This window comes from Streptomyces sp. NPDC049687 (genome assembly GCF_044465285.1).
Lineage (GTDB): Bacteria > Actinomycetota > Actinomycetes > Streptomycetales > Streptomycetaceae > Streptomyces.
Genome location: NZ_JBITLN010000001.1, coordinates 237314 through 249224, shown reverse-complemented (window position 1 = coordinate 249224; position 11911 = coordinate 237314). Strand labels below are relative to the sequence as shown.

Annotated in this window: 10 protein-coding genes and 1 pseudogene; 5 read left to right on the top strand and 6 right to left on the bottom strand. The window is 73.2% G+C overall.

The genetic code is table 11. The features are described from left to right. Positions 1 to 58 precede the first annotated feature (58 nt). Both ACIBVL_RS01160 and ACIBVL_RS01155 read left to right on the top strand, forming a co-directional pair. Positions 59 to 1438 carry an amidohydrolase gene (locus ACIBVL_RS01160; RefSeq protein ID WP_399089765.1) on the top strand — a complete coding sequence of 460 codons (1380 nt, stop codon included), beginning with the start codon at positions 59 to 61 and terminating at the stop codon, positions 1436 to 1438. A gap of 188 nt (positions 1439 to 1626) precedes the next feature. Beyond that, a complete protein-coding gene (locus tag ACIBVL_RS01155) occupies positions 1627 to 1800 on the top strand; it encodes a hypothetical protein (RefSeq protein ID WP_399092088.1) in 174 nt (57 codons plus the stop codon). Between the two features lie 4 nt (positions 1801 to 1804). Here ACIBVL_RS01155 and ACIBVL_RS01150 read toward each other — a convergent pair whose 3' ends face one another. The 3 genes and pseudogenes from ACIBVL_RS01150 to ACIBVL_RS01140 form a co-directional block, all read right to left on the bottom strand. After that, positions 1805 to 3670, bottom strand: coding sequence for an ABC transporter ATP-binding protein (locus ACIBVL_RS01150; RefSeq protein ID WP_399091952.1), 1866 nt, complete (start codon positions 3668 to 3670; stop codon positions 1805 to 1807). A 268-nt stretch (positions 3671 to 3938) separates the two neighbouring features. After that, positions 3939 to 4379 (bottom strand): hypothetical protein, encoded by a 441-nt coding sequence (locus ACIBVL_RS01145; protein WP_399089762.1) that lies wholly within the window; start codon positions 4377 to 4379, stop codon positions 3939 to 3941. A gap of 581 nt (positions 4380 to 4960) precedes the next feature. Beyond that, positions 4961 to 5578 (bottom strand): annotated as a pseudogene (locus ACIBVL_RS01140) (ATP-binding protein); the annotation flags it as partial. Between the two features lie 265 nt (positions 5579 to 5843). Between ACIBVL_RS01140 and ACIBVL_RS01135 the strand changes: the two are divergent. From ACIBVL_RS01135 to ACIBVL_RS01125, 3 genes are all read left to right on the top strand, one after another. After that, positions 5844 to 6704 carry a helix-turn-helix transcriptional regulator gene (locus ACIBVL_RS01135; protein ID WP_399089759.1) on the top strand — a complete coding sequence of 287 codons (861 nt, stop codon included), beginning with the start codon at positions 5844 to 5846 and terminating at the stop codon, positions 6702 to 6704. After that, the gene (locus tag ACIBVL_RS01130; protein WP_057580268.1) at positions 6705 to 6959 is read left to right on the top strand and encodes a DUF397 domain-containing protein; all 255 of its coding nucleotides are present in this window, start codon (positions 6705 to 6707) and stop codon (positions 6957 to 6959) included. It begins immediately after the preceding gene. Between the two features lie 128 nt (positions 6960 to 7087). Next, positions 7088 to 7900: an SAM-dependent methyltransferase gene (locus ACIBVL_RS01125; RefSeq protein ID WP_399089756.1), complete on the top strand. Its 813-nt coding sequence runs from the start codon at positions 7088 to 7090 to the stop codon at positions 7898 to 7900. Positions 7901 to 7918: 18 nt separating this feature from the next. On the opposite strand, the gene ACIBVL_RS01120 is transcribed toward ACIBVL_RS01125, so the two are convergent. The 3 genes from ACIBVL_RS01120 to ACIBVL_RS01110 form a co-directional block, all read right to left on the bottom strand. Then, on the bottom strand, positions 7919 to 8623 hold the full coding sequence (locus ACIBVL_RS01120) for a dual specificity protein phosphatase family protein (protein WP_399089753.1): 705 nt from the start codon (positions 8621 to 8623) through the stop codon (positions 7919 to 7921). A 103-nt stretch (positions 8624 to 8726) separates the two neighbouring features. Beyond that, positions 8727 to 9662, bottom strand: coding sequence for a hypothetical protein (locus ACIBVL_RS01115; protein WP_399089750.1), 936 nt, complete (start codon positions 9660 to 9662; stop codon positions 8727 to 8729). Next, positions 9659 to 11824: a PEP/pyruvate-binding domain-containing protein gene (locus ACIBVL_RS01110; protein ID WP_399089747.1), complete on the bottom strand. Its 2166-nt coding sequence runs from the start codon at positions 11822 to 11824 to the stop codon at positions 9659 to 9661. Before ACIBVL_RS01110 ends, ACIBVL_RS01115 begins: the two co-directional genes overlap by 4 nt. Between the last annotated feature and the right edge of the window lie 87 nt (positions 11825 to 11911).

Sequence of the window (11911 nt, the reverse complement as noted above, 5' to 3'; positions counted from 1 at the left end):
CCCCTCGGACGCGGGGCACGGCTCACACGGGGGCACGACACCGTCGTACGTTGACGCCATGACGCCTTCTCCGACGCCCGCCCCGGAGCCCGCCCGCGCCGCCGACCTCGTCATCACCGGCTGCACCGTCCTCGTCCACGACGAGGAGGAACGCGTCGGCTTCCGCGAGGACGCCGCGATCGTCGTCCGGGACGGCACCGTCGACGCCGTCACCGGTGCCGCCGAGGCCGAAGGCATCCCCGCCGTCGAACGGCTCGACGCGCGCGGACAGCTCGCGATGCCGGGGCTCGTCAACTGCCACACCCACGCCCCGATGGTCGCCCTGCGCGGCCTCGCCGAGGACCTGCCCACCGAGGAGTGGTTCAACGACGTCGTCTGGCCCGTCGAGTCCAACCTCACCGCGACGGACGTCGAGCTGGGCGCGCGGCTGGCCTGCGCGGAGATGATCCGCGGCGGAGTCACCTGCTTCGCCGACCACTACTTCGCGATGGACGCCGTCGCCGCCGTCGTCGCCGAGTGCGGCATCCGCGCCCACCTGGGGCAGGCGTACTTCTCCTCCCAGGGTCCCCAGGGGCGGGAGGAGTCCCTGGAGTTCGCGCTACGACACCGGGGCGGCGCCGGCGGACGCATCACCACCGCCCTCGCCCCGCACGCCCCCTACACGGTGACCGACGCCGACCTCGCCGCCACCGCCGAACTCGCCCGCACACACCACCTTCCCGTGCATCTGCACGCCTCCGAGAACCGTGACCAGACCGACACCAGCCTCGCCCGGCACGGCGTCACCCCCATCGAGGTCCTGGAACGCACCGGCATCCTCGACACCGACGTCCTCATCGCCCACGGCACCGGCATCCTGGAGCGCGACCTGCCCCTCCTCGCGCGCGCCCGTGGCCGTACGGCCGTGGCGAGCGCGCCGCGCGGCTATCTCAAGTTCGCCTGGCCCACCACCACCCCCGTCCGCGCCCTGTGCGAGATCGGCGTCCCCGTCGGACTCGCCACCGACGGCGCCGCCTCGAACAACTCCCTCGACGTATGGGAGTCCATGGCCCTCACCTCTCTCCTCCAGAAGTCGACCACCGGCGACCCCCGCTGGCTGACCTCCCGTCAGGCCCTGCACCACGCCACTCTCCAGAGCGCGCGGGCGGTAGGCCTGGAGGACCGCGTGGGCAGCGTCGCCCCCGGCCGGCGCGCCGACCTCGTCCTCGTCGACCTCACCGGCCCGCACACCCAGCCCGTCCACGACCTCGCCGCGACCCTGGTGCACAGCGCCCGCGCCGCCGACGTGCGCACCACGATCGTCGACGGACGGATCCTCATGCGCGACCGCGAGCTCCTGACGATCGACGTCCCGGAGGTGGTGCGGGAGCTGGGCCGGCGGCTGCCCGCGCTCCTCGACCGCGGCCACGGCGGGCGCGTCCAGGAGTACGACACCTGACAGCCGGTATCACTCGCTGTCCGTCTTCCGGCACGGACGGTGCGCGATGTGTTCGGAGAGTTTCCGGAACCTCACACTCCGCGCCGAACCTGTGTCAACTACGTCTCAGTAACGCAACTGAGCGAGGCATCAGGGGGCCGGAGAGCGTTAACTCCTACAAGTTCGACGCTTTCTGGAGGTGCGAGATGGTGAACGGGCGAACAGTGCTCGAACGCTTTCCCGCCGGTGGGCCGCGCGGATCGTGGCCCGCGGAGGAGTTCGCGCACGCGCGACGCATGGAGGGACTGGCCGCCGAGGTCGTCATGGACCTCGCATCGGACACGTTCCTGGTGGTCGTCCGCGGCGGCGACGTGACCGACTGAGCCGTCAGCCCGCCTTCGACGGGGCGGGCACCTGCGCCGTGAACTGCTCCGCCTGGAGCGCGTACAGCTCCGCGTACACGCCCCCGCACGCCAGCAGCTCCTCCGGAGTCCCGGACTCCACGAGCCGGCCCTGGTCCAGGACGTGCACCAGGTCGGCGTGGCGCACCGACGCCAGCCGGTGGGTGATCAGCACGACCGTCTGGCCGCTGTCGGCCAGCGCGCGGATCTTCTCGAAGACCTCCAGCTCGGCCCGGGCGTCCAGGGCCGCCGTCGGCTCGTCCACGATGAGGATGCGACCGCGCCGGTACGCGGCCCGAGCGATGCCGAGCCGCTGCCACTGACCGCCGGACAGCTCGTGCCCGCCGCTGAAGTGCCGGGCCAGCAGTGTGTCCAGGCCGCGCGGCAGGTCCGCGACCACCTCCTCGGCGCCCGCCTCGGCGATCGCGCCGGCGAGCCGCTCCTCCGTCAGCGGGGCCGACGAACGGCCCACCGCCACGTTCACCCGCGCGGTGAACGGCCAGCGCTTGAAGTCCTGCGCGACCATCGCGATGCGCTCGGCCAGTTGGTGCCGGTCCGCGGCCGCCGCGTCCACCCCGTCCCACAGGATCCGCCCGCGGTCCGGCTTGTACAGCCCGGCCAGCAGCTTCACCAGGGTCGTCTTGCCGGAACCGTTCTCGCCGACCAGCGCGATGATCCGGCCCAGGGGAAGCGACAGCGTGACGTCGTCGAGGGCGGGCCGGGTCGACTCGCCCGGATAGCCGAACGTCACGTTCTCGAAACGGATCTCCCGTGGATCGTCCGGCAGGGCCGCGCCGCCCACCGGGATCGCCCGTTGCGCCGCCTCGACGTACAGCCGCTGCAGATCGCCCACGAACAGGGCCTCCTCATGGAGCTGGTTGACCTCCAGGACGAGGGTGTTCAGGCTCGCCGAGCCGCTGCGGATCGCGATCACCGCCGTGCCCGCCACCGCCAGCGCCATCGTCCCCGTCAGCAGCAGCCCGCCGAGCGTGGCGTATGTCGCCACCGTCGCCAGGCCCGTCCAGGTGGCCGCGATCAGACCGGTGCGGGCGGCGAGCCGGGCCAGCCGGGCCTGCTCCGCCTCCGCGGTCTCCGACATCGCGCGGAAGTGACGCAGCAGGAACGGGCCGACCCCGTGCACCCGGATCTCGGGCGCGGCCGCCGGTTCGGTGAGGAGCCCGGCGATGAGGTGACCCGCGCGCGCGTGCTGCACCCAGGTGTGGAAGGACTCGTAGCGGCGCCGGGCGTTCGTCAACGCGCTCCAGGCGCTCGGCAGGGTCATCGTGACCAGCAGCGGCAGCAGCATCGGGTGCAGCACCGTCAGCACACCGGCCGCCGCGACCAGCGAGATCATCGCGTTCACCACCCGCGTGCCGTACATGATCATTCGACGGGCGGACGAGGCGCCGTACTGGGCGGTGTCCAGCAGCTTGTGAAAGGCGTGGTCCTCGATCGCGGCCAGCTCCACCGCCGCCGCCCGCTCCAGATACAGCTCGGTCGCCACCCGCTCCACCTTGGGCTCGAGGCGTCCGGTGGCATACGTCGACGCGGCCCGCAGCAGCGCCCCGACGAGGAGTACGACGGCCATGACGGCCAGGGCGGGAACGGCGCCGCGCAGCCGGTCCTCGATCGGGCCGTCGCCGATCAGCCGCCCCAGCACGGAGTTCACCGCGAGCAGCCCCACCGCCTGTGCCGCACCCCGGGCGATCTCCGCGGTCAGCACGATCCGGGCGGCCCGCGGGTCGGCCTGCCGGGCCAGCCGCAGGCTCGCGGCCAGCAGGGAGGGCAGCCGGGTCACCATGGCGAGGAAGCCCAGCTCCAGGAAGGCGTCCCGGTGCTGGTTCCACCCCATGTCGTAGCGGAGCGGGCCCCCGAAGAGCAGCCGCTCCGACTCGGACACCTCGCGTTCGTCGGGACCCTTCGGTTTGTGCGCCTTCCCCACCTTTTCCGCCTCCCGGGATCGTGGACGAACGGCCACTATCCCGGGAGAGGAGAGGTGAGGACAGGGCGCGGGCCGGGGAAGAGGAGTGCGCGCGGGCGTACGCCGGACGGCTTCGGTTTCGGGGAGGGCTCAGTGGTTCCGGAAGCAGCCCGAGGGGCGGCCGTTCAGGAGCGGCAAGCTAGGCGCTGATCGGCCGTGACCATGTGGGGGGCGTCCCGGTGAGGCGGCACAGGGCCAGATAGAGGGGGATCGGCGGGGTGTACGGAAGCGTGCCGTCCGGTCGGTGGATGAGGCCGGGGGCGGACAGGGTGTCCGGGACGATCGCGCCCGGTGCGTAGCGCGCGGGAGCGGGCCACTCCAGGGCGTAGTCGGAGTCGGAGGGCAGGAGCCACCACCAGTGCGTGTCGTCGGCGTAGACGCAGCCGACGCGCGGCAGCCGGGGCATGAGCAGCGGGCCGATTCCGGCGGGGACGGCCACCGCGTCACAGCCCATCGGGGCGGTCATGCCGTCCGGCACGGTGAGCCTGCGGCGGGGCTCCGGGGCGGGGCCCAGGGCGCGCCGCAGACGGACGAGCGTGTCGAGGGAGCGCACCGGCCTCCGGCCGGGCGCGCCCGTCATGCCCTCCCTCGCTCTCGGCTTCTCTCGAGCGGGGGGAGCCCCGGGCCGCCGGTCCCGGCCCCGATCACGGGGTACGGGCGCGGGGCGGGGGACTCGCCGACGGGGGCGGGAGAGTGGTTCGGGAACGGGTGGCCCGGGGTGTGGTGGTCGAGGGCGCGGTGGGTCAGGGGGGTGTGGCTGACGGGGGTGTGGTGCAGGGCGTGGTGGCTCGGGCCCTGGTGTTCCAGGACGCAGAGCTCGGATATGTGCCGGGCCGGGCCGCGCGCTTCGGGCCCGAAGGGATTGAACGAGCGGTGGTCCGGGCCTGCGGCGCTCAGGGTGTGGTGGTCCGGGCCGAGGGGGCTCATGGCCTGGGGGCTCGTGTTGTGCCGGTCCGGCGCATGCTCCTCGGCTGCGCGCTGGTCCGCCGGGCTCGTGCCGTGGTGGTCTTCCGGGCCCTGGGGATCCACTCCTCGGTGCCACTGGGGTGCCACGCGCGCGTTCGGACGTATCAGCTCGGCCGCGTACGCCTCCGCCGCGCCGGGCGGTATAGGGGGAGCCGGGGTGCCGCACCGAGGCCCGCGGAGTGTCTGCTCCGCGGGCTCCTCCTCGTCCCCCGAGTCGTCGTCCGGTCCGGGCTCGGGACGAGCCCCCCAGCCGAGGTCGTCGCGGGGCTCCGTGTCGTCCCGGTCGAGGCTGTCGTGGGGCTCGGCGGGCCCGGTGACAGCCTCGACCCCCCGGGGCAGGTCCGCCCAGACGAGCAGGCCGGAACCCTGCTCCTGGGCGCCCCAGGACCGACAGAGGGCCTCGACGAGGAGCAGCCCCCTGCCGTGCTCCTCCTCGGGACGCTGTGGGGACGGATGCGGCTCGCCGGGTGCGCAGCCCTCGTCCTGCACGGCTATGCGCACCACGTCGTCGCCGTCGTACAGCTCGCACACGACGATGTCGCTGGCCGTGTGCACGATCGCGTTGGTGACCAGTTCGGAGATGACGAGAGCCGCGGTGTCGCAGGTGTCCTCGCACACCGACCAACCGGTCAGCCGGGCCCGCGCCATGCGTCTGGCCTGGGCGGGGGAGCCCGGCTGTGCGGCCAGTTCGAATCGGAACCGGCGCTCGGCAGCGGCCACTTCGGGGCCAACTCCCTCGGCGGCACCGAGACCCTGGGGGCGGCCTGCGGCGGCGTCTGTTCCTAAGGGCGCGGACGGAATCACGCTTGCCACTATCGCCCCGCCGTGAACACTTGGCAAGAGTCACTCTGAAAAATGCAGAGTGCTGTGTGACGCTGTGGAGCGCCGTGGCACACTGCTCGCAACAGCACGATGGACGGCGCCAGTTGGGATCACCGAAGATCCGTACAAGTCGTACAGATCTTCCCATAGGTCCTCGAATGGCGCCGTAAGGCTGTCAGGATTCGTTCCGTTACCGGCGGTCGGGACCCAGGTGCCCAAGACGGCCGTCGGGCGGGGCTCTTCGTGGAGGTGGAGCGTGAGCGAACCGCGGTCCGCGCCGACCGTCGGACAGGTCGTCCTCGGCCGGCGCCTGCTGGATCTGCGGGAGCGCGCAGGGCTCAAGCGCGAGGAGGCCGCCCGCATCCTCCGCGTCGCGCCCGCCACCGTCCGCCGTATGGAGATGGCCGAAGTCAGCCTCAAGATCCCGTACCTCCAACTGCTGCTGAAGGCGTACGGCGTCACCGACGAGGAGGCCGAGGGGTTCGTGCAGTTGGCCGAGGAGGCCAACAAGCCCGGCTGGTGGCAGCGGTTCCACGACGTCCTGCCCGGCTGGTTCTCGATGCACGTCAGCCTGGAGGGCGCGGCCGCCCTGATCCGCCAGTACGAACCGCACTTCGTCCCCGGGCTGTTGCAGACGGAGGACTACGCGCGTGGCGTCCTGAGGTCGGGCGCCATCGGCCAGACCCGGCCGGAGGACATCGAGGGTCTCGTCGCCCTGCGCATGCAACGCCAGGAACTGCTCACTCGTCAGGACGCGCCCCGGTTGTGGGTCGTGATGGACGAGACGGTGCTGCGCCGCCCGGTCGGCGGCCCGGAGGTGATGCGCGCGCAGATCGACAAACTGCTCGAGGTGGCGAAGCTGCCCCATGTGACGCTGCAGGTCGCCCCGTTCTCCTGCGGGCCGCACCCCGGTACCTACGGGCCCTTCGTGCTGTTCCGATTCGCCATGCCGGAGCTTCCGGACATGGTCTACAGCGAGTACCTGACCGGCGCCGTCTATCTCGACGCGCGCACCGAGGTGGCGACCCACCTCGAGGTCATGGACCGCATGGCGGCGCAGGCCGCTACTGCACATCGCACGAAGGAGATCCTCAGGGATCTCCGCAAGGAGCTGTGAATGGATCGCATCAAGCCGCGCAAACGGGTCTACAACGGCATGCCCGCGCGGGACTTGGGCAGCGAAGGCTGGCACAAGCCGTGGAGCGGCGGCAACGGAGGAAACTGCCTGGAGGCGATGAAGCTCGCCGACGGCCGGATCGCCGTCCGCCAGTCGACCGACCCGGACGGTCCGGCGCTGATATACACCACCGACGAGATGACCGCCTTCATCGAGGGCGCCAAGGCGGGGGAGGCCGATTTCCTGCTGTCCTGACCCGACTGGCCGTAACGTCCCCCGACCGTCCGTCGATTTGTCGTTCTGCCGCTCGCCTGCCTTTTTCTTCCTTGTTCCTTCTTCCTTGGTACTGACTTGATTACTGGTTGCGTCCTACGGAGTGCCTCATGACCGGGCAGGACCCCGCCCCCCTCGTCCAGATCGACACCGGCAAGCCCCATCCCGCGCGGATGTACGACTGGTATCTCGGCGGCAAGGACAACTACCCCGTCGACGAGGCGATGGGCCGGCAGATGCTCGCGCTCGACCCGCGGGTACCGGTGATGGCACGTGTCAACCGCGCCTTCATGCACCGGGCCACCCGCTGGCTGGCCGGGAACGGCGTACGCCAGTTCCTGGACATCGGCACGGGCATCCCCACCGAGCCCAACCTGCACCAGGTCGCCCAGGAGATCGCGCCGGACGCCCGGGTGGTCTACTGCGACAACGATCCGATCGTGCTGGCCCACGCGGCGGCGTTGCTGCGCAGCACGCCCGGGGGCGTCACGGAGTACCTTCAGGCGGACGTCCGCGACCCGGCCACCATCGTCGAGGGGGCCAGGAAGATCCTGGACTTCGGCCGGCCGGTGGCCCTGTCGCTGGTCGCGCTGCTGCACTTCGTCCCCGACGAGGACGGCGCCCACGAACTCGTCGACCGGCTGCTCTCGGAACTGCCCTCGGGCAGCTACCTGATGATGACGCATGCCACCGCCGACTTCACTCCGCAGGAGTCCGCGGCGGCCACGGAGAAACTCAGGGCGGCGGGCGTCACGCTGGCCCTGCGTTCGCGCGCGGAGTTCGGCCGCTTCTTCGACGGCCTCGACCTGGTCGACCCGGGCCTGGCGGTCGTATCCGAATGGCACCCCGAACTCGGCGAACCGGTGCCCGGGCAGGACGACGGGGTCATCCCGGGCTACGGGGCGGTGGGCCGCAAGCCGTAGCCCCCGCCGCCCAGAGGGTCAGAACCAGGTCAGCATGCGCCGTGGGGCGTCCACCAGACGGCTCACGGCGACGATCGCCAGCGGCGGCTGCTCGGCCTCGCTGCGTTCCAGGTGCAGCCCGTAGTAGATCTGCTCGATCGACGGCGGTCCGACCGCGAGATTGCGCCGGACCGCCGCCGAGGCCGAGTTCTGCCCGGTCTCCACGAGGTATGCCGCCGCCATCGTGCCCGTACGGCCGACTCCGGCGCCGCAGTGCACGAACACCTTCCCGGGCGCCTGCGCGACGGCCTCGAGGAACCGCCGGACCTGCTCCGGCTTCGGCGTCTGTCCGTCGCGGATGGGCAGGTGTACGACGTTCAGCCCCGCCTCCCGGGGTTTCGCGAGCTGGGCCGCGCTCAGGTCCTCGGCGCGCAGGTCGACGACCGTGGTGAAGCCCATGCCCGCCAGCGCCCGGTACCCGGCCGGGGAAGGCGCGGCGCCGCGCCACAGCCGTCCCTCGGTGCCCACCGGCTGGTAGTTGTGCAGGCCCTGCACGGTGCGTGTGCCCGCCGGGGCGGGGGTCTCCTCCCGCGCCAGGTACGACAGGGCGGCGATGCCGCCGGCACCGGCGACCCACAGGGCGAGGTAACCGATGACCAGGGCGAGCAGGACGCGCAGCGTACGCCGGGGGAGAGGGCGCTTGCGCAGGGCAGGGTTGGGCAGGGTAGCGGTGAGGACAGCCATGGGTGACCAGACGGGCTAGGGGACGTGAGCCCAAGGGTAGCCCGGGTGCCATCTGGGTGTCTTGTCCATGTACGCATGCATATGCGCATCACACGCTGTTCGATCAGCCGTCCTCCGTGTCCGCGTCGCCGATGCCGACCACCGTGAGGTGGGCGCGTTCCAGGGTCGCGTCCTCCAGGCAGCCGATCAGCCGCAGCCGGTCGTGCTCGGTGAGCGCGGGCCGTACGGTCCCGGCGAACAGGCCGTCCCCGAGCTCGCCGAGGGCCGCGTGGCGCAGCGGCACGGACGTGGAGTCCCGGCAGCGCTCCCAGACCTGCTGGGCGGCCAGGGACCGGCGTGCGGCCGTCACGTCCGAGCCCCGCATGTCGACCCGGACGAGCACGGACGTCGCCTCGTTCCGGTTCTCCTTCTCCTCCCGGGTCTGCGTGAGGTCGGCGACCCCTCCGACCAGCGCCGCGATCAGAGCGGTGCCGACCACGGAAGTGACGGCCACGCGCGCGATGCGGCCACGGGAGGGCGGGGCGCCGCCCGGCAGTGGCAGATCCTCCAGGTCGTCGGCGTCCTCGGCGTCGTAGCGGGCGTCCGGGGCGGGTGCGGCCAGGACGGCCAGGCGATCGGCCAGTCGGCGCTCGGCCGGCCGTCCCGTGGCCGAGGCGATCCGCTGGACCACCCAGGCCAGCCCGGACAGCAGTACGCCGGTGACCATGAGGACCGGCACGAAGACGTACGTACGGTCCGCGGGGTCCTCCAGCCAAGGGAACCGGGCCTCCTCGTGCTCGGGAGACTGCCGGAGCCGGGTGAGCACGTCCTCCTGGCGTGCGTCCAGCTCCCGCTGCCGCCGGTCGGTGTCCCGCAGCCGCGCCTCGATCCGGGTCAGCCGCCCCAGCAGCACCACGCCGAACAGCATCACCTCCACGACCAGCAGCAGCACCCCGCAGATCAGGGCCCGCTGCCACTGCCACCAGTACAGGTAGACGACGAGGTAGGTGGCCGCCCCGGCGGCGGCCAGGCCGGCGAAAACGAGCGCGACTCTCCTCATGGCGCGTCCCCCAGTCGTACGTCACCCGTGGTCCCGTCGACGGTGAGCCGGGCGCCGGGCGGAAGGCGGCGTACGGCGTCCGCGGCGCCGACGACCGCGGGCAACCCGAGCTCCCTGGCCAGGACCGCCAGGTGGGACAGCGGACTGCCGGTCTGCGCCACCAGGGCGGTGAGGTCGGGCAGCAGCGGGGCGAGCGCGGGGTCCAGGGTGCGCACGACGAGCACCGGATCCTCCGGCCGGGGGCCCGTGCCGTCCCAGGCGGTTCCGACCGCGCGCCCGCCGGACACGCCCCGTCCCACGTCGCCGTGGCCGTCACGGCGGTCGGCGACCACGATCTCGCCCTCCGCCAGCCGGAAGGCGTCCGGCAGCGGGGGCGACGCCGTACGCGGCACGCGCGCGTGCAGGTCGGCGGGCAGCGGCCTGCCGCCGAGCGCGGCGGCGAGCTCCCGCCAGCGCAGCAGCGCGACCTCCTCGACCCCGGCTCCCACCCGCCACGCCGCCTCCCGCACCAGCCGGACCTGCAGCTCCTGCACCCAGCGGATCCGGAGGCGGAGGGCCTCGCGGGGCGGTAGGACGGGGGTGGGGGAGGGGAGGACGGCGGGTTCGGGGGCAACGGGCCGGCCTCTGTCCCGCGCCGCGTCCGGCCGACCCGGCACAGTGGCGTCGGCCTGCCGGTCGCGTTCGGGGTGGTCCCGGCTCGGGGGCTGTGCCCCGGGGAGCCGTGACCGGTCCTGCAGGCTCGGTGCCGTGAGAGCCAGGATCACCGGGTTCGCGGCGACCGCGCGGTCGTCGGACAGGCCCCGGGCGCGGGCGTCGGCCAGGGCGGTCAGGGCCGTTCCGGCCGCTGTGCGGCTCCTCGGGGGTTCACGCAGAAGGGCGCCCGCGAGGGTTTCCTGGGCGTGCAGCGACACCAGCACCCGGCGGGTCCAGCGCAACTCCGCCGTCAGGGCGGGCGCGGGCAGTGCGGCGGCCGGCGGGATCCGGGCCAGCCGGCGGTCGACGTCGGCCGCCAGGTCCGTCGCGAGGCCGGGCAGCGCCGAGCCCAGCCGCCCCACCCGCCAGGCCGCGGCGAGCCGGCGCGCTCCCGGCGCCGGATTGAGCAGCGCGAGCCACCGGTGCGCGGGCGCGACCGCGCCGAGCAGGCGCAGGTCGGCGGCCGCACGCCCGCCGACCGTCGTGACCACCGGTACCGTCCGCAGCAGCCGGCGTGGTGCGCTGCCCGCGATGTCGAGCGCGGCGGCGAGTCCGCGGGCCATGGGGGCCACCCACAGGTCCTCCTCCAGCGGCGCCAGCTGCCCCGGCAGCGTCTCGGCGACCGGCCCCGGCCCGAGGAGCCGGGCCCCGCGTGCCGGCCGCACGGCCATCGCCGTGATGGGGCGGCTCTGGAACAGCCACAGCGTCCCGTCCGCGTCGAACCCGAACTCGATGTCCTGCGGCCCGTCGAAGACCTTCCGGGCCTGTCGCGCGAGGCGTGCCAGCCGGGCCAGTTGCGCGCGCGTGAGCAGCGGTGCGGCCTGGGCGGGCTCGGTCCGCAGCAGCCGTCCGCGTCCGCCGAGCCAGTAGTCGGTTCCGGCCTGCTCCCCGCCGACCAGGCTGTCCGGCCCGCCGCGCACCGCGCTCACCAGCATCCGGTCGGCCCGCCCCCCGACCGGGTCGGCACCGAACAGCACCCCTCCGACACGCGCCGTGAGCATCGGCTGCACCAGCACCGACATGGGCGCAGTGGACCCGTCGGGCAGGTGCGCCGAGGCGAGCACCGTCCGCACGGCCGTACGGAAGGCGGGCCAGCCGCGTACGTCGAGCACGGAGGCGAACCGGCCCGCCAGCGAGGACTCCCCGGTGTCCTCCTGCGGCGACGAGGACCGTACGACGAGCGGGCGGGTGCCGCCTTCGGAGAGATCGTCCCAGGCACGCCACAGGGCGACCGGGTGGCCTGCCGCGCCGTGCGGGATCACGAAACCGGGGAGCACGGGCAGGCCCGCGCGGGCCGCGCGGGCGAGATTCGCGGCCTTGGACCCTGCCCGTCCGGGAACTGCGGCGCCGGGTTCTTCCAGGAGGACGGTGGCCGGGCCGTGGGCCTCCACCGGGCCGGGGGCGACCTGGCCCGGTGGGCCGTACCCACCGTGGGCACCTTCTCCGTGGCGTTCGTCGAGCGTCGTCATCCAGCACCCTCCAGGACCGGCCGCCAACAGGGGGGACGCTCGGGGTTGGTCCTGCGCCTGACGGCGGAACGAAGGATGGGGCGAACC